At 52.2% G+C, this 21,173-nt stretch carries 19 protein-coding genes and 1 tRNA gene; 11 read left to right on the plus strand and 9 right to left on the minus strand.

Annotated features, from left to right (window positions below):
* The first annotated feature begins 222 nt into the window (after positions 1-222).
* From Q31b_RS09345 to Q31b_RS09360, 4 genes are all read left to right on the plus strand, one after another.
* Positions 223-873: a hypothetical protein gene (locus tag Q31b_RS09345; protein ID WP_146599446.1), complete on the plus strand. Its 651-nt coding sequence runs from the start codon at positions 223-225 to the stop codon at positions 871-873.
* 33 nt (positions 874-906) lie between these two features.
* Complete coding sequence (locus Q31b_RS09350) at positions 907-1,119, plus strand: helix-turn-helix domain-containing protein (protein ID WP_146599447.1); 213 nt, start codon at positions 907-909, stop codon at positions 1,117-1,119.
* Positions 1,120-1,130: 11 nt separating this feature from the next.
* Complete coding sequence (locus Q31b_RS09355) at positions 1,131-2,840, plus strand: tyrosine-type recombinase/integrase (RefSeq protein ID WP_197171275.1); 1,710 nt, start codon at positions 1,131-1,133, stop codon at positions 2,838-2,840.
* 204 nt (positions 2,841-3,044) lie between these two features.
* On the plus strand, positions 3,045-3,272 hold the full coding sequence (locus tag Q31b_RS09360; protein WP_146599448.1) for a hypothetical protein: 228 nt from the start codon (positions 3,045-3,047) through the stop codon (positions 3,270-3,272).
* A 697-nt stretch (positions 3,273-3,969) separates the two neighbouring features.
* Here the strand turns inward: Q31b_RS09360 and Q31b_RS09365 are convergent.
* Positions 3,970-4,911 carry a restriction system modified-DNA reader domain-containing protein gene (locus Q31b_RS09365; RefSeq protein WP_146599449.1) on the minus strand — a complete coding sequence of 314 codons (942 nt, stop codon included), beginning with the start codon at positions 4,909-4,911 and terminating at the stop codon, positions 3,970-3,972.
* A gap of 529 nt (positions 4,912-5,440) precedes the next feature.
* On the opposite strand from Q31b_RS09365, the gene Q31b_RS09370 reads away from it, so the two are divergent.
* The 5 genes from Q31b_RS09370 to Q31b_RS09390 all read left to right on the plus strand — a co-directional run bounded on the left by Q31b_RS09370 (position 5,441) and on the right by Q31b_RS09390 (position 9,222).
* The gene (locus Q31b_RS09370; protein ID WP_146599450.1) at positions 5,441-6,160 is read left to right on the plus strand and encodes a hypothetical protein; all 720 of its coding nucleotides are present in this window, start codon (positions 5,441-5,443) and stop codon (positions 6,158-6,160) included.
* 126 nt (positions 6,161-6,286) lie between these two features.
* Complete coding sequence (locus Q31b_RS09375) at positions 6,287-7,033, plus strand: hypothetical protein (protein WP_146599451.1); 747 nt, start codon at positions 6,287-6,289, stop codon at positions 7,031-7,033.
* Between the two features lie 315 nt (positions 7,034-7,348).
* The gene (locus Q31b_RS09380; protein ID WP_231617433.1) at positions 7,349-7,612 is read left to right on the plus strand and encodes a helix-turn-helix domain-containing protein; all 264 of its coding nucleotides are present in this window, start codon (positions 7,349-7,351) and stop codon (positions 7,610-7,612) included.
* A complete protein-coding gene (locus Q31b_RS09385) occupies positions 7,609-7,971 on the plus strand; it encodes a hypothetical protein (RefSeq protein ID WP_146599452.1) in 363 nt (120 codons plus the stop codon). The genes Q31b_RS09380 and Q31b_RS09385 overlap by 4 nt, the downstream gene beginning before the upstream one ends.
* Before the next feature lie 948 nt (positions 7,972-8,919).
* Positions 8,920-9,222, plus strand: coding sequence for a hypothetical protein (locus Q31b_RS09390; protein ID WP_146599453.1), 303 nt, complete (start codon positions 8,920-8,922; stop codon positions 9,220-9,222).
* 1,621 nt (positions 9,223-10,843) lie between these two features.
* Here Q31b_RS09390 and Q31b_RS09395 read toward each other — a convergent pair.
* From Q31b_RS09395 to Q31b_RS09420, 6 genes are all read right to left on the minus strand, one after another.
* Positions 10,844-10,916 (minus strand) — tRNA-Asn (locus Q31b_RS09395).
* Positions 10,917-11,099: 183 nt separating this feature from the next.
* The gene (locus Q31b_RS09400) at positions 11,100-12,593 is read right to left on the minus strand and encodes a sulfatase family protein (protein ID WP_146599454.1); all 1,494 of its coding nucleotides are present in this window, start codon (positions 12,591-12,593) and stop codon (positions 11,100-11,102) included.
* Entirely contained in the window at positions 12,586-13,029 is a 444-nt protein-coding gene (locus tag Q31b_RS09405; RefSeq protein WP_146599455.1) for an ATP-binding protein, read from the minus strand. The genes Q31b_RS09400 and Q31b_RS09405 overlap by 8 nt, the downstream gene beginning before the upstream one ends.
* Positions 13,030-13,171: 142 nt before the next feature.
* Entirely contained in the window at positions 13,172-13,570 is a 399-nt protein-coding gene (locus Q31b_RS09410) for an STAS domain-containing protein (protein WP_146599456.1), read from the minus strand.
* Positions 13,571-13,905: 335 nt separating this feature from the next.
* Complete coding sequence (locus Q31b_RS09415) at positions 13,906-15,504, minus strand: hypothetical protein (RefSeq protein WP_146599457.1); 1,599 nt, start codon at positions 15,502-15,504, stop codon at positions 13,906-13,908.
* Between the two features lie 30 nt (positions 15,505-15,534).
* Positions 15,535-16,116: a dCTP deaminase gene (locus Q31b_RS09420; RefSeq protein WP_146599458.1), complete on the minus strand. Its 582-nt coding sequence runs from the start codon at positions 16,114-16,116 to the stop codon at positions 15,535-15,537.
* A gap of 223 nt (positions 16,117-16,339) precedes the next feature.
* On the opposite strand from Q31b_RS09420, the gene Q31b_RS09425 reads away from it, so the two are divergent.
* Together Q31b_RS09425 and Q31b_RS09430 are read left to right on the plus strand one after the other, a co-directional pair.
* A complete protein-coding gene (locus Q31b_RS09425) occupies positions 16,340-17,110 on the plus strand; it encodes an LON peptidase substrate-binding domain-containing protein (RefSeq protein ID WP_146599956.1) in 771 nt (256 codons plus the stop codon).
* A 667-nt stretch (positions 17,111-17,777) separates the two neighbouring features.
* Complete coding sequence (locus Q31b_RS09430) at positions 17,778-18,167, plus strand: hypothetical protein (RefSeq protein ID WP_146599459.1); 390 nt, start codon at positions 17,778-17,780, stop codon at positions 18,165-18,167.
* A 483-nt stretch (positions 18,168-18,650) separates the two neighbouring features.
* Here Q31b_RS09430 and Q31b_RS09435 read toward each other — a convergent pair whose 3' ends face one another.
* Positions 18,651-19,721 carry a fatty acid desaturase family protein gene (locus tag Q31b_RS09435; RefSeq protein ID WP_231617434.1) on the minus strand — a complete coding sequence of 357 codons (1,071 nt, stop codon included), beginning with the start codon at positions 19,719-19,721 and terminating at the stop codon, positions 18,651-18,653.
* 236 nt (positions 19,722-19,957) lie between these two features.
* Positions 19,958-20,860 (minus strand): NAD(+)/NADH kinase, encoded by a 903-nt coding sequence (locus Q31b_RS09440; protein WP_146599460.1) that lies wholly within the window; start codon positions 20,858-20,860, stop codon positions 19,958-19,960.
* Positions 20,861-21,173: the final 313 nt, after the last annotated feature.

The following is a 21,173-nucleotide window of genomic DNA, read 5'->3' on the forward strand; positions in this document are numbered from 1 at the left end:
CATGACGCCACCCACTCGGTCGAATCCCAATGGAAGGCGTTGGTTTCCATCGGATCGACGATCGAATCATCCGCTTCATAGTCGAAGATGCGGCGTGGCGAGAATGGATCGTGAACAACAACGTTAGGGGCTGCTGCGTTAGTCGATCACGCCAAGTTCAAATACGGGGTAACGATTACGCAGAGCGAGGCCGAGACATTTATCGACCTGCTAACGAAAAAAGTGTATCCCGAACTGAAACTGTATTTGTCCGAAGATACCGCAGCGATCCTAGCCGCAGCATTAAACGCCGATGCCGTGCAACTGCGAGCAACGTGGCCCGAGCCGTATCACATTGGGATGCTTCGCAAGATCCTTTCCGGCAATCCAGCCAGAGCCGACGGCACCCCCTACCAGCAGCGTACAACCGATCGGGCATGGATGCAGCTTCAGGGGCTGTGCCGCAATCAGCACCTGCTGTCGCACATCCAACAGCGGAACACAGCCGAGGATTCACCGCTACGGAAACTGTTGCACAGTGCGGTCAGTACCACAACTGGTCGGATGCGAGGCAAGGTGTCGTTTACCGCAGCCAAAAATGCACCGTTTCAAGGTTTGGCAGCCGATGGTTGTAAGCAGGCATTGTGGAGCCTGACCAAAGCAGGCTACCGAGTGGTGGCGTTTATTCACGATGAATTTATTATCGAACTAAACCGGCTCGATGACATGGACCGAGCAGCCGAAGACATCAGCCGCATCTGCAGCGAATCAATGCAACCCTTTGTACCTGGCATCCCTGTGCCCTGCGAATACGCACTGACGGAACGTTGGTACAAGGGTGCCGAGGCGGTCTATGATGAGGCTGGCAGGCTGCAAGTATGGAAACCAAATTGACTAAGAAACCCAACCCTTATACCATGGTGCTATATGCCTAAGCGTCAAAAGAAACCGCCGACAATTCAACAGCAGCTAATTGAAGCCGTGCAGGCATCCCCATACAGCCAGAACCAGCTAGCCAAGCTGTCAGCCATTCCCCAGCCGACCATCAACGCTTTTGTACACGGCAAACGGGGGCTGAGTTTGGAAAGCATCAACCGGCTGTGCAGTGTGATGCAGCTGGAACTGAAACCAAGCAAATAGGAAACCCACCGATGGCAAGCATTCGCAAACGACCGAACGGTAGCACCGAGCTACGGTACATCGACGCTAATAGTATTCGACGCAGTATCTATCTAGGCAAGATTGCAAAACGAGATGCCGAAACCATTGGCGCCAAAGTAGACCACATCGTTACCAGGCAGATTGCCGGAAGTACCCCAGATCCTAACGTAGCTCAGTGGCTCGCAGACCTGCCCCAAAGGCTGCACCAAAAACTGGTAAAAGCAGGTTTAACAACTGCACGTATCAAACCAGAGCCGGAACCAGAGCCGGAGCTGCTGCCGACAATTAAAGAATGGACTGACAAGTACATTGCCGAACATCCTGGCAAGGACAGCACTATTCTGCTGCTGACCGTTACAGCTCGCAGCCTGTGCAAAAAGTTTGGACCTGACCGGAGAATAGACACATTCACCGCAGGGGATGCAGAGGACTTTCGCAAGTGGCTACAGACCAAAGGCAACGAACGCAAGGATTACAAAACTGGGCTGGCACCTAACACGGTACGCCGCAGGCTGGGCAGAACCAAGCAGTTCTTTAACAAAGCGGTAAAACACAAACTGATAGTCGATAACCCCTTTGCAGATGAAAAAGCAACCGTCACCGGCAACGATGAACGCATGATGATGGTACCTGCTGAGTGGATAGATGCCTGCATTCGCAAAGCACCCTGTGAGGATTGGCGAATCATCCTAGCCTTTGCTCGATACGCTGGAATGCGAAAACACGAATGCCTGATACAGCGATGGGATGACATCGACCTGCCTAATAACAGGATGATAGTACGCAGTCACAAGACACCACCCGTCAGAGTGTGTCCGATCTTTCCCGAGCTGCGGCAGCACCTGCTGCGAGCAAAGGAAATGGCACCTGAGGGTGCTGAGTACGTGCAGACCCGTTACCGACACGATGCCAACATCGGCACCACACTGGAAAAGATAATCACACGAGCAGGATTAGTGCCCTGGCCGAAACTGCTGCAGAACCTGCGAGCTACCAGGGAAACTGAGCTGATGGCAAAGTACCCTGCCAAGGATGTGACCAGCTGGCTAGGAAATTCCCCCCAAGTGGCGAACAAGCACTACGCCATGACGATGCAGGCATCATTCGACCGAGCAATAGCAGAGGGTGCCAGGATTGCAGGTGTAACTGCAGCCGTCGGGGGTAACTTGGAAAAAGTACCCCTGAAAGTACCCCAGACCTTGCAGGACAAGGGCAGAAATCCCGAGACACGAAAAAAGCCGAAGAGAGAAAACCCTGTAAATAACTGGGTATGTCTCGCATCGGCTTTGGGTGGCATAGCCACTAAGCTCCCCCGACAGGACTCTCACAATCGCCTGAAACACTGGGAAATACGCAAGCCTGTAGTTTGGCGGTCTTACAGGCGGTCTTATCAGGACACATCCAGGCCGATCACGAGACGACCGAACTGCTACGACTATGGGCGGCAATGGATGAACGAACGCGGCGGCAATTGCTCGCGACAATCAAGCAGGGGGCAAGCAACAGTCGATAAAGAAGCATCTCGGTGCCCAGAATGCGTGTTCGGTACAAATGTGGCAAGCGAGGCAGCCAAACCCGATGATGCGTTAAATCGCGAATCTGGGCGTTTGTGGAAGTGTCCAACGTGGAACATTTTTTTTCTAAAAGAAATCGGGCGGGCCAACGAGTCATTCGCCAAGGGCCGTTTCACCCGCCCATGATGGCCCGCGCTCAGCAGCATGAAGCGGATGGTGGCGGTAGGATTCTGTAAAAGGGAAAACGCTATCGCCACCATCCAAGACCGCTCGATACTGCACTCGCGATAGCGTACCGGCTTTGCTTGCGTCGTCATCGCGCGAAGGTCTACCGAAACCGAACCGAGTGTAGAAGCGAATGACGACGCACGCGAGCATGGAGGCGAGCCAATGACCGGGAAACCGGCATGGATGTCGCCGCCGCCGTGGTGGCATGGACGCCAGCACGGTGGCGGTCGAGCGAAGCGAGAGTTTCCCGCCGTCGTCGTCCCCGCCGTAGCGAGCGAGGATGAGCGAGCGTCGGCAGCCGTAGGTTCTTGCGAGCGGGCCGTAGCCGTGCGAGCGAAGCGAACCGGCGGAGGGTCGCGAAGCGGGACCGAAGGCGGGACGACGACGTAGGCAGGGATGCCGTAAGAGCGGATGAGCGATGGATCGCGAATTCCGCTCCTTAAGACCGTAGCGGAGTCGACGTGCGACGTAGGAGCCGTCGTCGTAGCGGTGTATCACGTTTGATGTCTACCCGCGAATGACGGCCAATCGACGGAAACCAAGACGCCTATCGCTATTCGGTGGATCTCGTAACGCTAACGACGTCATCCGAAGCGTCGCCCTCCTCGTCGATTAGAGGGCCGTCATTTGTCGGGCGATCGATGTCTGAAACTCGCTTGCGATCCGAGGCGACCACGAGGGATTTGCGTAGTGGATGGTGATTATCGCGCAGTCTTTACGTAGCGATAATGTCCATCCACGGAGCAAGTGCGGTATGCCTACGTAGCGGAGTCGATACCGTCGTAGCCGCCTGTGAGCGAAGCGAGCGAGGGGCGGAGACGGTGTCGGCGTAGCGGTGGGGAAGCACTCGAGTAGTCTCGGCAGCCAACGGAACCACACAACTGACCAGCAGGAATGCACTCGACGGAACATACAACTGACCAGAGGGTGTCGTTAAGGGGTGGCCCGACCCCAAGACCGCTGCATGTCCCTATGTATGTCCGGGAGAAAGTATTTCGGTCCGATGGGGGCCAGATGGCAGGAGCTTACCTCCATGCGACGAAGCACCGCATGTGTGAACGGAAGGTATCAAAAATGTTGACCTGAGTTAATGCGATCGATCGCCGTCATCATTTGCCAATAGTCTTTCGCGAATGTCCGCCAACGTTGAGCCGTTATCGAGTCTCCACGCCGTCCACCCATTGACGGTTGAGCGAGGACTGCCAGCGTCTTGAATACAAAATAACGCTGCATAGCTTGGTGCAGAGAACGTTCTGCCTAACACCTCTAATGACCCATCCTCAAGCACGATAGCTTCGTAACTCTTTTGATCTCCGTTTCGAGGCTTGTATTTCATTACGAGTCGTTGTCCAACCGAGATTAGATTCGATTCAATCAAGTCTGAAACCGAAACGTCGTATCTCGCAACCCTCGCCGTTCTTTCTGGTTCATCAGGAGACGCGTAAAAAACGGGGCGAAATTCCTCAGGGATTTCGTAAACGACGTTATTTGGATTATTGAATTCGACGTATTTTTGGACGATCCATAACCGAACATCGACCTTGAGAGTGGCTGCCCACTCGCGAAGATCGTTCTTAACTGCATCGATGGGCATGCCGATGATCGGATCGCTCGCCACTATCTCTGCAAGGGCTTGGCGATAGTCGATCGGTTCAATACCTTGTTCTGCAAATTTGTCCTGTAACGTTTCGTCGTCCCGAACGCGGTCGATAACAGTTTCTATGATTTTCTGTTTTGTGACGGGGTTGTTGGCAGCAATGATTTGCTTTGCGACTTGCGGGGCAATGTGACTCCAGACGCTGTGTTGACTGACCTCCGCCTCAACGATGTACCACTGCTTGCCATCAAGATCAACTACGTATCCGTCGGGGATTGTCCCAGTTCCGTCACTGGTGCGAATGAGAGATTTCGGCAGGTAAATCGATGATGGCCCAAAGATGTACTCAGCATTGGCAACGACCACGCTCTCGAGTTCGTCTTCGGTTTCAAATTTCGTCAGTACAAATTTGCGATTGTCGATAATCAGCATGATTTCTTACAGATAATAGAATGCATCACGGGGTGGCAACAACGACGTGCAGTTTAGATTTTGCCCGGTTGGCAACTTGGGTGCAGTCGTACGCCCGACATAAGCATGAACTTGTGGGGTGTCGCTTTCTTTGGGAAGCCAGTTTTCTACACGAAAACAAAACTTGAACGAAGGGCAGTATACCAAGTTCTGTCATTCGGGATTACGTACTAGGCAAAGGCAACTGCGGAAAGCACAAACAGTGGAGGTGGAAGCCTGCAAGGGGGCTTAAGCGAAGGTGCTCAATGTAAGGGAAGTAGAACGGTTTTTCCTCGCGTCGTCGGGGCTCGCTCGAAAAAACCGCGGCAGCCAATTTATACGGGTTCGTGACGCTTCAGCTATCGTGCCATTAGACGAAGGGGTGTCAACGGTTGACAGTTTTTCCCTGCCGTTGGCCATCTGGCCTACATTAGCCAGCGAGAAATTAGTAGAATTTCGTAAGGCTTATGCAATCGTGAATCGCTCGGTCGCCCTATTTGTGGAGGATGCAGTGGATCAACGTACTTTTGAATTACTCAGTTCGGTACTGTCGGGACGTGAAAGGTGGATCGCGCTGATACACTGTAAGGTATCAAGGTCGGGGTACAAGTGGACTCTGTGTGCCGGATGCAAATGCCTCGTTGCGTATCCGCTTCGCGGAATTGATACCGGATCGGACTTCAACCGCCAGTACTTTCTTTGCAAAGGATGTGAAGCATGGATTCATGGCGACGATCCTCCAGACTGGTGGAGGGAAGCAAAGCGATTGGGGCACGTTGGTGGTTTTTCGATGCGGAAGTTCAAAAGTGCGGTGGTTGAGACTTACGCGCGGCCACACGTGCCTTCCTACGATGAGAGCTATGTAGCGAGCATGGGACGAGAGACAGTTGACCGAAATAACCGCGAGAGCAAGGCGAGCGTATCCATTAGCAGAGCGATTGAAATGGTGGCACAAAAAATTGGTCCCAAATACAGCGATGATGTTGTTGAGTGTCGCATTTGCAAAGTTGACTTGACCAGCGAACAAAAACTGGCGTCTTACAAGCGATCGCAAAAACTGAAGCACCATGATGCTGAAAGCTATGAAGTCTTCTTGGAGAGCGGTTTGTACGCTCCGCCTGGATACAACGGCAGGGTTGATTGGCTTTGCGACAGATGCTTTCGCATAGATTCTGATAAAAAGGCTGCGAGGACAATTGGGCAGAAGATCGCCGATTGGCTTGGAATTTGACGTTGATGATGATAGCTATCGTGGTAACGTTTGTGACGTGGGCTTGATCACCCGCGTTTCGCCATCGTGGTGCGACCCATCCCCGTGGGTTGCACGCGATGGCTTTCTTGAAACGGGGAAATCTCAATGAACCGCGAAACGGTAACTTATTGGTGTAATGCTCTGGAAGAATCCACATGGGGCGAAAAGCCACTGCGAAGCGATGACGAACGAATTGTCAGGCTTTACGAATCTTTGGAGGCGTGGCTATCTCCCGAGAAAATTGCTGAGTGGTATCAGCGTCGTCTGACCGGAAAGGGCGACCGAAGCACGGAGGCGGAAGGAATTGCTTTTTTGGTCGATGCGTATCAGGACCGTGAATACGACCCGAAACTACGGCAAATTCTGAGAGCACGCAGGAGAGGCGAAACTGTCTCTGCAGATGCAAAAGAGTACGAACTAGAACGGCAAATGGGATTTCCGGTTTGGCGAAAATGCGAAGTGCGCAAAAAGATCGTCGATGCGGTGAAGCTGCTGCTAACTGCGGATGCGGATGCGAAGCAAACACGAATGACCGCTGAGGAAATCGCGATTCAAGCAAACGGAATTTTGGCAACCGAAACGAAAGCCAAGCGAAGCGTACCGAGCAAGAACGAACTAGCCCGCCGTGTAGGATGTTCGCCAAACGCACCTGCCCTAATCAAGGCGTGGAAGGACTACCGGAAAGCAGGCGGCGGTTCGTTTGCGAAACCCAAATCGCAAGCGATCGATGAGGGGATCGGCTGCGAAGACAAAGAATTAGAAAGGCTGATACGCGAGCAAGAAGCGGAAGCGAAAGCAGACCTGCGAATGCACAGAGGAAAGCAGAGAGCGCGCACGCCAGTGGACGATTGACGGAATTTTGGTGCGGCGATTTACGATGTTTCGCGTTTTTTGCGCGCACGCTCTGACGACTACTGAGACCCCACATCAGTACTCGTATCGGAGCAATCGCAGTGTTAGACCCGCCTACCCTACTCACATCGGGCCGCATGGCCCATCTACTGGGCGTCACGCCCGATAGGGTGCGTCACGTACTAGCGTCACGTCACGACATCCATCCATCGGCATACGCTGGGCACGTCCGTCTATACGACCGTCAGGCATTGGCCCGTGTACGTCACGAGCTAGCCGCCATAGCCGCCCGACGTGGGCGTCAGGAGGTGGATCGTGGCTAATGTAGACATCACTGCGACCGTTTCCGATGACGACCGAGCATTGATTGTAGCCGACGTGGTAGCGGCTATCCGCCCGATGATCGAGAGCCGTCATACGCTCCTGGTCGATGGCGATCGGCTTGCAGAGCTGCTGGGCGTGTCACGTCCTACTATCGATCGGCTACGGGCCGATAGCGTCATTCCTTCCGTGCTCATCGGTCGGCGACGGCTGTACAATCCTGATGCCGTGCTTGCAGCGTTGGAGGAGCGAAAATGATTGACTCCCATGATGAAAACGGCAAACGTAAGCCGCGAAGACAACGCAAGGCACCGGAGACGATGCCGTTGTTCGATCACGTTGAAACACCCAAGCAGACAAAAAAGAAGGCGTTCATAGCGAGTCGAAAGACGTTGCCAAAGAATAGCGAGATTGTCTTGGCGTTCATTCGCAAACAGGGCGACTACGGTGCGATGATGTACGAGGCGTCTGTAGGAACCAGCGTTCTGTATCAAAGCATGAGTTCCGTTTATGCAAATTTGAAAGAGAAAGGTCTGATCCGTCACAACGGTGTGGAACGTCCAACGCCTTCCGGCATAATGGCGGCGGTTGCTGTCGCTGTAGAGGTGTCGGCATGAATGGATGGTTTCCAATTCAACACGACATCGTTGATTCCCCAGTGTTCCACGATGCCGAGTCATTAAGGCTGTTTGTCTGGTTGTCCAAACGAGCTGCAATTTCTACGCAGCGTGTTTCGATGCAAACCGGGCGAGGTGCAAGCGTTGTCACTTTACAGCGTGGGCAATGCATTGTTGGTCGAAAAAAGGGCGGCGAATTACTTGGATGGTCCGAAGATCGCTTTCGGTATCGTCTCGAAAAACTGGAAGAGTGGGAGTTGATTCGTCGGATCCCCGCCACCCATTGGACCGTAATTGAAGTAGTAAATTACGGTGTTTCTGGTAAGACGAACGAAAATAGTCCCCAACCAAACGCCAACCAAACCCCCAACCAAACGCCACATAGTAAGAGGACCAAGAAGACTAAGAACCAAAATAAAAATACTTCTTTGTCCAAACTTCGTTTCGACGAAAAAGATTTGAATTTTGCAGAAAAGATGCTTAGCAAAATCCGCGACGTTCTTCCTAAAACGAAAGATCCAAATCTAAAAAATTGGGCAAGCACAATTAGGTTGATGCGTGAACAAGATTCTTTGACGTATGAGGAAATCCGACAGGTTTTTCTTTGGGCAAACGCAGACGACTTTTGGTCAACGAACATTGCATCACCAAAGTCGTTACGAAATCATTTCGCGACCCTTCACGCCAAGAGTCTCGCGGCAAGTCAACATCAGACGTCCAGAGTGGCGACGGCTGAACAACTTGCGAATTGGACTCCCAACAATCCAGCGTACGGAAGACCGGCCAATGTTCGTCGGATGAAACGGTATGGACCGAAAGCAACGGATGAATCAGGGCAACCAGATAATGGGAACGAAAAGCAATGACGCTATCAAAAGGGATCGGAAACCTTTTGATTAACAAGTGCTAAGCAAGAGGAAAGCAATTGCTTTTGAAAATGGAAAAACAATGGGTAAACGAAGAGTCAGACCGATTTGCCTGATGGCACCGATGACCAATGGTGTTGGCGATGCGATTTTAATTGGTCGATCCGATGTTGCTTTTGAGGTTGGTTCGTTACTTGCGATTGGACGCGCTAGCGATGGTCGGCAATGGTTGGTTCGCGTTGGTGGTGATGATGTGACGAACGCATTGCGTGATTTGGTGATTGACGTTGATCCTCCTGGGGTACCAAAGCCTGTGCATGTCTATGACGGGCCAGTGGGGTCGATGCTGTGTATTGATAGTGTGGAGGGTTATCGAGTTGATTAGGTTTTTGAGACGTTGGGCTTGGGTGCTTTTGTTGGGTCTGCGATTGTAGTTTGCCTGGTGGTTGGCGGACTATCGTTTTAAGGTACTGGTTGATGCACGCGGTTGGTGTTTGGCGGTCAGGAGGCGTTAGGAACTGTCCCCTTGGAGTGCAATGTAACCAAAGGGGGGGAAAAAGGTTGCGGCTGATTGCTTGTGATTGGCCGTGACGATTGAAGATGGGTATAGTTTTACTGCTGCGGCTAGGTTCGCTACCGAAAACCGGATTACACCACCGGCCCGCCGCAGCGTTTTCCTTTTGGTGTTTTGTGAGGTGTGACAATGGCGAGTTTAAGAAAAGAATCTGACCGTGGGCGTACGGGTTGGCGGTTACGGTTCTATGTTGATAAGAAACAACGGTCACTCTATTTGAGCGATAGGAGTAAACGACGTGCTGAAAACGTCATGCGACACGTTGAAGAGCTTGTTAGGGCGAAGGCATCGGGCGGGGGTGTCGATCCTGTGACAACCAAGTGGGCAGGTGGTATTGATGAACGGTTGTTTGAATCGTTGCTGCGGTATGGCTTGGTTGATCCGAAGCCGAAGCAAGCCAATAGCGACGAAGCGAAGTTACTTGGCCCGTTTTGCGATGCGTACATCAAGGGGCGAACGGATGTAAAGGAAGCTACCCGCGAAAAATACGGGCATACCAAGCGGTTTCTAGTCGGCATGTTCGGGGCGGATCGTCTATTGAAGTCGATCACCAAGGCGGACGCTAAGAAGTGGCAACGATGGCTTTTACAGCAACCCGCCCACGTCGATAAGAGCGGTAAAGTCACTCGTTTAATGGCAGAGTCAACGGCGTCCAAGCATGTCAAAAGAGCCAAGACGATGTTTGATGAAGCGGTTGACGCCCGATTGATCGACGATAGCCCGATGGATGCAATCAAGGGGGGCGACGAAGTGAACCGCAACCGAGACTTCTTTGTTGATCGGCAAACGGCAACCAAGGTGCTCGAACATTGCCCCGACCACGATTACCGGTTGGCGTTTGCTCTTGCCAGGTACGGCGGGTTCAGGGTTTGCGAGATTCTTTCGCTCACCTGGGCGGACGTACTCTGGGACGAAAACAAGATCCGCAACAATTCACCCAAGACGGGTTTGCGGCTAGTGCCCGCCTTTCCCGAGCTGATGCCGTACCTAGAAGCCTCGTTCGATGCCGCCCCCGCTGGGCAGGTTCGATGCTTAGCGCGTTTCGTGCTTGATGCGAACTTGGGCACCCACATGAACCGCATTATCGAGCGAGCCGGTTTAGTGCCCTGGGAAAAGACTTTCCAGAACTTGCGTGCATCCCGACGAACCGAGTTGGAAGAGCGTTTCCAAAATCACGTCGTCAACGCATGGATGGGGCATTCCGCCAAAGTGGCCGAGAAAAGCTATCTGCAAGTGACACCCGATCACTGGGCGTTGGGTGCTTCAATGAACACCGGAAAAGGGACCGAAACAAACGGTGGTCTTGCTGGCGGTCTTGTAGGCGGTCTTATCAGTGCCGATCTGGACGCCTCTAAGGAAATCACCGCCAACGAAAAAACCCGTAAAACACTGGGTTTTACGGGTTCAGAATGCTTGGGGATTACCCCATTAGCTCCCCCGACAGGACTCGAACCTGTGACAGGCGGATTAACAGTCCGCTGCTCTACCGACTGAGCTACAGGGGATCTCGGTAGAACGATCGCCAACTTGGCTGGCTGATCGCTTCAGTGAGCGTAAATTTACTAGAGCGATCCGTTCCTCGCAAGGGGAACTTGCCAATACTTGATTCGCCTCTCGTTTTTTTATCGTCTTGTCGCCGGATAAAACAAATCCAACGGTTTTTTGGGATAATCTAGCCTCCATTTTGGCTATTTGTTTAGTTCATATTTCGCTCGGTAAGGGTAACGGTCGAAGGCGGATGCCTGTTTCTGATTGCCGACCACCAACGGATCGTTGGTTTCGCGAAGCTTTTCGTAGAGCTGATTTCTCAAAATCTTAGCCACTTCGGCTAAACTTGGGTCGTCGATTCGATTGTCGACCTGCGCGGGGTCGTCGGCGAGGACATACAATTCTTCCGCTGGCCTCCGAGCGAAGCATCGATCGTAGTATTGTTGGTTTTCGGCGTCCTGATTGCACTCCATGATTCGGCTTTTCGTTGGTCCATTGTCACAATCAGCGAATGAGTTGATCGGATGGGTACTCCCGCTCGGCACTCCCGCTGGCCAACGGTCAGGCTCGAAATTGACGATCAATAGATACTCATCCGTTCGGATGCCACGCGATGGGTAGCCATTGATCGAGGGCGACTCTTGCGCCGGCGTATGTCGCTGGCGTCCCACGATCACTGCGTTCCGTGATGAGTCGATGCGACCTTCCGCTTTTGACGACAAGATGGGCAGTAGCGAACGACCGGTCATCTGAGCGGGAACTCGCACTCCAGCGGCCTCCAGAAACGTTGGTGCCAGATCGGTCAGACTGACAAGATCGCTGACTCGTCGGCCTATCGGCACTTTACTCGGCCAACGGATCGCTAGCGGCACCCGCGTTCCCCCGTCATACAAGTTTCCTTTGCAACGCGGGAAGGGCATCCCATGATCGCCGCTGATGACGACGATCGTATTGTCCGAAAGTCCCATCTGTTCGAGCTTATCTAAGACCAAGTCAACTTCGTTGTTAAACCTTTCCACTTCGAAATAGTAGTCCGCGATGTCGCTTCGTATGATTTCTTCATCGGGGTAGAAGGGAGGCACATCGATCTTGTCGATTGCCAAACCGCTTTCCCGTCCGCTACCGAGTTTGTAGGGTCGGTGAGGGTCGGACGTTCCAAACCAAAAACAGAATGGCTTCGACGTATCAAGTTTTGCGATGAAGGCATCGAAGGTTGAATTGGGGCCGCACGGATGCGTTTGGTATCCGCCAGCCGTAAAATCGCCTGGTCCCCAGGCCTTCCGGTAATGGCCTACTTGGTAACCTGCATCCTCTAGCAACGAAACAAAATTAGGATGTGCTCTATCAAGTGTCGAATGCAAGTTCGCTCCTTCCCCAAGACGGTAAAACGCTTGTCCCGTAATGACTGCATTGCGACTAGGCGTACACGACGGAGAAGAAACGAAAGCGTGTTCGAATAACACGCCATTGCGAGCGATCCGGTCAAGTGCAGGTGAGCGAACGACCTCGTCGCCATAGACATGGCCATGCGGCCAACCCCAGTCGTCGGCAAAACAAAACAAGATGTTCGGACGTTTGTCGTTTGGCGAAGCATCCGCTGCTAGGCCATCGATCGGTGCTGCGAAGGACAGCAATGTGAATAGCAATGTAGCGATACGAGGCGAAGTTAGCGTGTCGAGATTCAGGCTATTCATCTTGGCTTTCGCTGTTTTCTTTGTGCTTGATCATGGTGATTTGGTTTCCAGCTTTATTGTAGGAAATTTCGCTCATGATTTCACTCATCAGAAGCACCCCTCTTCCGCCTGGAACCTCCAACAGTTCTTCACTGCGTGGGTCAGGGATACTGTCGGGGTCAAATCCGCACCCCTGATCGGTGATCTGTATTTCCACCCGTTCGTCGTCACACGACATTTTGACTTCGACCGTTTTTTTACAGTCATGGCGATTGCCATGGCGAATCGCGTTGACGATCGCTTCTTCGTAGGCCAATTGAACGCGAAACAGATCCTGTGGCGACCAATTCCGCTTTGTCATCGCATCCATTATCTCATGCACCAGGGCGCTGCCGGTCGCAGTGTCGCTGGGGATACGACGATGAAGCGTCCACTTGGAATCCTTGTCGGTAGCCATGAAAAACGGTCCTTGGGCGGAAGAAAAGACTCGCGATCTTGCAAGATGAACGGACGAATTGTAAGCAGAATTCGTTTTCGATTGCAGCCAAGTAGCAGGCTTCCCCGTTTTTTTACCGAGAATATTCTTTCGAGCCGAATGGCTACGCTTTACAGATCAACGCGTCTTCCCAGTCGATGTTGAACATTCGCTCAAGTCGAGTCAACACAAGAACTTCCCGGACGGCCGTCTGAACATTCGTAAGCACCAGTCGCACTCCATTTTTTCGTGCTGAACGGTTCATTTCAATCAGTTCATTCAAGCCAACGCTACTGACCCAAGCGACCTCGGCTAAATCAACCGCTACCAGGTCCGTTGCATCCGCGGAAGGCCGTGATTCAATCCACTGGGTCACGTGATCGGACAACTCACTCGCTGTCTCTGCATCATTGAGATGATCCGCTGATAGTGAAATCCAAGGCTGATCTCCCTTTATATTCACCAAAGTTGAGGCAAGCTGCGCTGATGTTGCATTCGTGGCTGATTTACTTAGATCGCTCATGTTTCTCCAACGTGCTGTGTACTGCTTGGTTGGCCATCATGTCCAACTCGCTCGCAAGGATCCAAGGCTGATCCCCAAGCGTCTAGTACGAAGAAGGAACGTCGAACACACCCTAGGGCACCCCAGATCATGCAAGGATAAGGAAGCATAACAGATCAGAGCTTTGCTATCAAGTAAAAGGTGTGGTCCTTGATGATCGCCCAAATGTCGCACTTCTGGTTCGCGAGGTCGTCTGGTTCGCGAGTTGGGAGCCTCCTTGTTGGCAGCGTGTATCGAGTCGGGAACTTGGGGGCTTGCAAGGGGGGACCCAATCCACTCGGAGAGCCGAGCGACGTTTACTCGCGTTTCTCTTTCTGATCGGGCTTCAGGGTATCGGGCTTCGGGGTATCGGGCTTCGGCTTATCGGGCTTCGGCTTATCGAGCTTTGGCTCGATGATGTCTTGCCCGATTGTATACGCCAAACGGCCGATCATTGCAAAATAGAGGAATGCACATCCGATGGTGACAAAGACGGTCATGACGGCTGCGGCTTGCGGCGCAATCGTCGTACACATTCCATAGAAAACAAGCAATAGAAAGAACATAATCCCTGCGGTGAAGTACAGACCACCCCAAGCTTCGTGGCTGTTGGTTATGCTGCGGGACACCTCGGCTGAAAATGGAGTAAACGGGTTTCCCATATCCAGCATCGATAGCAAGACAAAGGGGAACAAGATGTAGAGCGATAACATCGTGATCGCAACCGCCATCAATCCGGGGCCGAACAACCATTGGCACAGAAACCAAACTGGAACGGCTGAAAAGCCAAACGCTGAAAACGCGACGAAGAGCGGTTCCATCCAGGCGTAAAAGTCAAAGATGGGCCAATCGGTGACACGTTCTTCTCCGTTTGCGACCGATTGTAAAATGGCAAACCCACAACTAATCACGATCGCACATAAGAAGAACCCACCGATATAGGAAGCCGGGATAATGATCTTCGATTCTTGGAAGTTCACGTACAAGACAGCCAAGGCCGAGGCGAAGACCGATAGAATGATCCAATGGGCGATCACGCCGATGTCGAAGAAGATACCAAAAATCCCTTTCAGCCAGACACCGATACTTGGAACATCGTATGTCGGCGGAGGCGTCTCGATTTCGGCTCGCGATGCTTCGTCGAGATACTGTTCGGCCGACTTGCGAAAGGCCTCGATCGGTTTGGGTGTCGTCGGTGACTCTCCCAATCCAAACGTTTCGACCTTCTGGAGATCGAGTGATTGTTTCTTTTTTATCTTTGGTGGTGGTGGGACCGTGAGTTGCGTGTAGCAGTCACTGCACTTAACCGTTTTGCCCGCTTGCGTTGCTTGGACGTACAATAGCGAACCGCACACCTTGCACTTCAGCCGATACTCGTTCGCGTATTCGTCCTGATCCGCCGTCGATGCTGTTTTGGGCGAATTGGGTGTGGAAGCCGGCGTTTGGCTTGTGGTGGCTAGAGGTTTTGGGGCTGGATTTTGATGTGGCGATGGAGTCGAAGGCGTTTCAAAATCAGGCAAACTCCCAAAATCGAATGCGTCAAAGTCGTCGGAAGAGGAAGATCCGTCGGTACCAAAGTTGGAGCTTGGCTTCCTCTCTTTGGCCGGCAGTAAAGCTGGAATCTCATCACCCCAATCATCGAAATCCGCAACCGATGAACTACCAGCCGTCGGCGGGTCGGGGATGGGGGCTTGATCGGGTGCTGATTTGGGAAAGGGATCCGATGCTGGGGCTTGATTTGGAGATGGGACCGTGTCGCTGTCGAGAGACAACCAATCGTCGTCATCGTTGGGAGCTGAACCGATCACACCGGGAGTCAGAAAAGTCTTGCCGCAATGCGGGCATTTCACTCGTTCGCTGGCGGACGACGATGGTTCAATGGAAACCGAGCGATCGCATTGAGGACACTTTAGCATAGGAGAATTTTAAAGGGATTTTGAGCGAGCTTAGGAGCGAGAACCGTGTAATATTTCATCGAAATTCAATTCCATCTGCTCGTCACGATTGTCGCCACCAAGTTCACGAAAGATCAAGCTTGGCTGAATATCGCGACTGTTTTGGTACTTTTTGCTGCAATACGTCGCACCTGGATTGAGGAGATCCAAATAGTAGATCTGGCAAACCTTCATGTTGGGATAAATTCGAATCGGTTGAACACAGTGCAGATCCAACGTCCAAGTACCACAGTAGCCGATATCGCCTAAACTACCGCCTGGGTTGACCATCAATCCGAGTCGCGCAAAAGAGCTACGGCCTTGAATCATCGGGACCAACGAATGGGTCTCGGTGAATTCGACCGTCCGGCCTAGGTACAGCAGGCCTGGCTGCAGAGTCAATCCTTCTGGGGGGATCTCAATTCGCCGATAACGGTTTGGCGAAGCGGCATCGAGTACAATTTCCTCGTACACCAACAATTCGTGATGCAGCGACAGATCGTAGCTGTTAGGGTTCACTCGCAGAGGATCGAACGGATCGATATTAAGATCGAGTCCCATTCGGCGTTGAATTTCTTCACCCGAAATCAGCATTGTCTTGAGTCTGTATAATTTGGTTGGGGACAGCAGCAACAGCGTCTATTGTTGGTGAAGATGGCGTCGGAGTCAATGATTTCATTGAGCACAAGCGTGACTCGGTACGATATATTATCGATAAGGCCCGATTTGTTGGATAAACTCGCCAGGTAACTTTTGCGGGTGGGGGAACTTGGTCGAATGGCAATCTTTCGCTCGAAATAGATAGGTGAACGCGGTGATGGACGATTTGGATGATGCATTGCGACTGCCAGACGATTTTGATGGTCGTGTGCGGTTGTTTCCGTTGCCTCAACTCGTTCTATTCCCGCATGCGATGCAGCCTCTGCATATTTTCGAGCCACGGTACTGCGAAATGTTGAACGAATCCTTAGCGTCGGATCGCTTGATTGCCATGGCGACGCTGACGGGCGGTTTTCCAACGCCAGGATTAAAAATTCCGCCCGTCGCCTCGACGATTTGCATCGGTCGTATTCTGTCGCACGCCGAACTCGATAATGATCGGCATAATGTCTTGCTCGTCGGTGCAAAACGGGCGACAATCGTTCGCGAACTCGATACCAATCGGCCTTTTCGGATTGCTGAAGTTGAGGTTCATCCCGACATCTACCCACCCTTGGGTGCGGAATCGCGGGGAGATTTGAAACGAGAGTTGCTTGAAGCTTTCGCATCGGTGATCCCGACAGGCCAGACCGCAGCGCAAAACTTGACCGAGTTGATGGCAGGGCAAATGGGGCTTGGTCCCATCACCGATATTATCGCCTACACGCTGCCGTTCGAAGTACGTACAAAATTGAAACTGTTGAAATTGGCGGATGTCGACACTCGCGCTGCGGAGCTAATCGTCAAGCTTCAAAGTGGAACCATCGAACTCCATTCGACCTCGAGCGAAGAACAATTCGGCGAGTTGGGTGAAGCAGACGATGGCGAACTTGATCTGCCGGAAGCAAACGGAAACACGCCCTTTCCACCTCCGTTCAGTCAGAATTAGAACGATTCAACGGAGAACGGAATTGCTTCCGTTCTCAATCCGATTTCGCCTCGACGAGTGCTTTGTCACCGCTCGATTTTGGGCTTGGCAACCGAACTGCGGGTGGAAGCCACAGCCACGAAAGATGCTTTCCCTGATGCTTCCTTGTGACAAAGAGGTCGCGCCGCTCCCCCGGCTGCGCCGGGGCAGGTACACCTAAAACAAGCACTGAAAAGCGGCACGACCTCCCAAACGCAGGGACCGATCCTCGGCGATTGTCGCTCGGCTCTGCGAACGCAAAAACGCCTTCGAAGTGCAGATCGAAAGTTGGACCGAGCGAATGGGTGGATGCAATCTGCGCGGAGAGCAGTGAGTTGTTGGCCTGCGGTCTATTGTCGCACGCCGTTCCTTGAGCGGGAAATCCGTCGGAAGCGAGGCTTGCTTTTGCGAATCCGATTGAAAGAATGACGCTGGGTCTGCGAATCGTTTTATGCGTCCAATCTCATGGAGGACACGCTCAATGCTTTCGAACCAAACACGCTCAAGCCCGCTGGGTGCCGACTCGGCTTCTTGTGCTCAGGCTACAAGTTCCCTACACGTCGACGGTCAAACGGGATGCTGCCAAACGTCAAGAATTGGCTCTGCTACAGGGTCTAGGCAGCGGAGTACCTCGTATCAGCCTGAATGGTTGAGTCAGCTTTATGCCTCGCTTTGTTTCGAAACCAACGGGCGATTGCTGGGCCTCATGATTTATGTCGAGGACGGGGTGACGGTTGTGCGATGTGGTGTCCGCACCTTTCATCTGGTTCAGCTCGTTATTCATGCCATGAAGGTTTGCTCAAGAGCCGTCCCAGGCGAGCATCCGATTCGCTTATCGATTCTGGTCAACGGCAAGCCCTTCGAACTCAACTTCGGTTGCGATCAAGCAGCATCGGTCGCGAAATCCGAAATCAAACGGCTCAAGCTGCCACTTCAACAAAGTGGAGTTTTGCCAAAAGGTGAGCCTAAACGCACACCTAGTCAAATTATGTTTAGCGAACCGATCTTCCAAACGGATGCCTTTGTTTCGTCACCCTAACCCGGCTAATTCGCAGAGTGTTTTTCAAAGAGTTCACGCAAACTCTTTGTCTTTAATGAGTTGCCCAAATGACGACCAATCACAGGAATCATTTGGGCTAACCCGGATGATTCATGGGCTTGCAAATTGTTTTGCTAACGTCTACGCCTTCAAGCGTTTACGTTCATTGCTCGAAAAACAGTCTGCGTATTAGCCGTTTTGGCGTTAGCGGGCTGTCGATTTAATCGTTTAACGCTTAGCCGAAGGCGTCAGCTTTTCCGTAAGCGGTCGCCTATGGCTTGGCGTTAAACAATAAGTCGAGTCAAACCGATTAAATCAGCAGGCCGCTATCGCCAAAACGGCTAATGAATAATCCGGGCTAAGGCTATTTCTAAGTGTCGAGTTCAGATTAGAAATATTTGTGCGATAAAGCAAAAAACGGCGGAGAGCGATTCGAGAAAACAGAGGCGGCTGTCGCAGATTGACTCCCCATTTGGGTCGTCCTTATCGGCTGCTTGCCTTGCTGGCATTTTCGGCCATTGGATCCGCGCTGGGGAGCTGGCCGATTTGCTTTGTTCCAAGCTTGGGGACGAGTGGCGATAAAATGTATTGTCGCAGCAAAAACCACAATAAGTTCTTTTCGTTCAACTTAGGTTCGATCGAGTCGGCAATCAGGGCGTGGGCAGCTGGCAGTTCACTCCAATGCATCGCTGGGTGATCGTGGTGGATGGTGTGATAGCCATTGTTGAAAAACAGAAAATTAAACCACGACCCCACGAAATTTCTGGAGTGGTCATGGTCGCTCCAAGCGTCCGTGTGAACATGCTGAATAAAGTTGAAAAACATGATCACGGTACTCGACAAAATCGCTGGCAAGATGACCGAGAAAAACCAAACGTAGAACCCTAAGCCGGTTTGTTGGTTGTGGTACAACACGGCTGCCAAGATGCCGAGCAAGATATACGAACCGATCCAGATCGCATATTGGAAGCGAATCCGAGCGTACAGTTTTGGTTTCTTTTTCTTCACACGGTCGATGTAGTTTCGGATGGGAATACTTTGAAAGTATCCTGACACGAAGGGATAAGTCACCGCGACCCACAAATTGTGTTTGTTGGTGTATCGCCAAGTCGCGGTGGCGTCGCCAGGGCGATTGACAAATTTGTGATGGTTTAGATTGTGCGTTGGCACCCACATCAACGTCGGATAGCCATAAAAGATGGTTAGCGCGTGTCCGAACAAATTGTTTAACCGTTTGCTTTTGAACGTCGCTTTGTGATTGTGGTTATGCGAAACGGTACCGAGAGAAATCGCCAAGTAGCAGCTGATTGGGGACAAGTACTTGACCCATGTGGGATCGCTGTATTGGATCGCAACCAAGCTGATTGCAAGCAGCAACCAAAAGACGGATCGATAATCGGCAGCATTTTGAACCAGAAAGGTCGCTGGTGTGGTTGGCTCGCTACTGCCTGCGCCAACCGGTTCGACGCTTGATGAAGGAGGCGTCATAGAATCGAGCTCAGATTTTCGAATGATCGTCGCTTCATGCTCGTTGTCGGTTGTTTGGTCTGGCACGGCATGCGTTTAAGCCTCCAAGTCAATTGCATGGAGGGTGACGACGAAGTGGGCAAAAGCTAATCTTTTGAACGGCAATTTGCAAGACAACAAAGCGATTTTGTTGGAAGAAACCATCCGTTAGGCATGTCATGGAGAAGGAATGAGCAGCGAAACTTGCTAAGCGTTTCGGTCCTGGAGCGGCGGTCGTCGAACGTCTTGGCGACGTTCGCTACGGTGAGACGTGGGTCCTTGGCTCAGGAGATCGTCTTCACGGAGCCCCCCCATCCCAGTTTTTCTCGGAGCGTTCGATAATCATCTTGCCCGGGCACTGACAACATTTTGAACGTTGGCACCGCGCGTTCGACGCGAACTCGATCACCGGGCAGCAGCGGACTCAAGATTCGCCCATCGACGACGACGCTGGTGGTATCGTACGGTTCGGTTACCGACAGTTCAAACACGGTATCGGCGGAATCGACGACGGGGCGATAGGTCAGCGTGTGGGGGCTGATGGGCGAAATCACAATCGCTTGCATGTTGCGTCGGATGATCGGTCCGCCCGCCGACAAGTTGTGTGCAGTGGAACCAACGGGCGTCGCCAATATCAATCCGTCGCAGCGATACCGGGTCGCCAGATGGCCATCCGCGTAAAGGTCGATATCCAAAATCGAGTAGGGAGCACCGCGCATGATCGCGATTTCGTTGAGCGCCAATTGATCTGCGATTTTTTCTCCAGCTCGCAGAACGGAAATGTGAATCATCAGATGTTCAACAATATCGAACTCGCCGCGAATCACATCGGGCCACGCGTGCAGGAAATCATCGGGTGAAATAGCCGCTAAAAATCCGAGTCGTCCGCAATTGACGCCAAGCACGGGGAATTGATGCGTTCCCATTTCCCGAGCCGCTTGCAAGATCGAACCATCGCCTCCGAGGACGATAACGAGATCCAAAGCAGCGTTGCCATCACTTTGGTCGTGACTTGCGAAGTCATAATGGTAGGCTAAATCCTCGCCAGCAATGTCGGCTTTCTCGGCAATCAATGGCCGTAATCGCCTGTATTGAGCCTGCACGCGTTGACGTCCGGGGGCGCCAAGAATAACAACGCTTGGGCGATCGCCGTTATGGCACCATTTAACCGTATTGCGTGAGGGCATGAGCAAGACTTATTTTGAATTTCGTTCGATATCAGTTAACGCCGCGGTTGATACTGTTTCGTGCTAATTTGGGGTAGTGGATCTCGTAAAAAATCCATGCCGTCTCGTGCGTTGTCACAACCAAGAAGGAGGGTAAGCAACTTACGTGGCAGTGGCTTCGAGCCGCAGTTTACGTGGCTGTGGCTTCGAGCCACAGTTTACGTGGCTGTGGCTTCGAGCCGCAGTTTTCGTGGCTGTGGCTTCGAGCCGCAGTTTACAGGGGTATGATCTACTAGAGCATGATTTCCGGGAGGCAAGATGTCCCAGCCACTTT

Source organism: Novipirellula aureliae (assembly GCF_007860185.1).
Lineage (GTDB): Bacteria > Planctomycetota > Planctomycetia > Pirellulales > Pirellulaceae > Novipirellula_A > Novipirellula_A aureliae.

Bases quoted from the DNA above. Each gene is read 5' to 3' on its own strand.
- Q31b_RS09375 (WP_146599451.1), top strand. From the start codon at position 6,287: ATGAACCGCGAAACGGTAACTTATTGGTGTAATGCTCTGGAAGAATCC.
- Q31b_RS09365 (WP_146599449.1), bottom strand. From the start codon at position 4,911: ATGCTGATTATCGACAATCGCAAATTTGTACTGACGAAATTTGAAACC.
- Q31b_RS09360 (WP_146599448.1), top strand. From the start codon at position 3,045: ATGACCGGGAAACCGGCATGGATGTCGCCGCCGCCGTGGTGGCATGGA.
- Q31b_RS09355 (WP_197171275.1), top strand. From the start codon at position 1,131: ATGGCAAGCATTCGCAAACGACCGAACGGTAGCACCGAGCTACGGTAC.
- Q31b_RS09390 (WP_146599453.1), top strand. From the start codon at position 8,920: ATGGGTAAACGAAGAGTCAGACCGATTTGCCTGATGGCACCGATGACC.
- Q31b_RS09410 (WP_146599456.1), bottom strand. From the start codon at position 13,570: ATGAGCGATCTAAGTAAATCAGCCACGAATGCAACATCAGCGCAGCTT.
- Q31b_RS09405 (WP_146599455.1), bottom strand. From the start codon at position 13,029: ATGGCTACCGACAAGGATTCCAAGTGGACGCTTCATCGTCGTATCCCC.
- Q31b_RS09350 (WP_146599447.1), top strand. From the start codon at position 907: ATGCCTAAGCGTCAAAAGAAACCGCCGACAATTCAACAGCAGCTAATT.
- Q31b_RS09440 (WP_146599460.1), bottom strand. From the start codon at position 20,860: ATGCCCTCACGCAATACGGTTAAATGGTGCCATAACGGCGATCGCCCA.
- Q31b_RS09400 (WP_146599454.1), bottom strand. From the start codon at position 12,593: ATGAATAGCCTGAATCTCGACACGCTAACTTCGCCTCGTATCGCTACA.
- Q31b_RS09420 (WP_146599458.1), bottom strand. From the start codon at position 16,116: ATGCTGATTTCGGGTGAAGAAATTCAACGCCGAATGGGACTCGATCTT.
- Q31b_RS09415 (WP_146599457.1), bottom strand. From the start codon at position 15,504: ATGCTAAAGTGTCCTCAATGCGATCGCTCGGTTTCCATTGAACCATCG.
- Q31b_RS09425 (WP_146599956.1), top strand. From the start codon at position 16,340: ATGGACGATTTGGATGATGCATTGCGACTGCCAGACGATTTTGATGGT.
- Q31b_RS09385 (WP_146599452.1), top strand. From the start codon at position 7,609: ATGATTGACTCCCATGATGAAAACGGCAAACGTAAGCCGCGAAGACAA.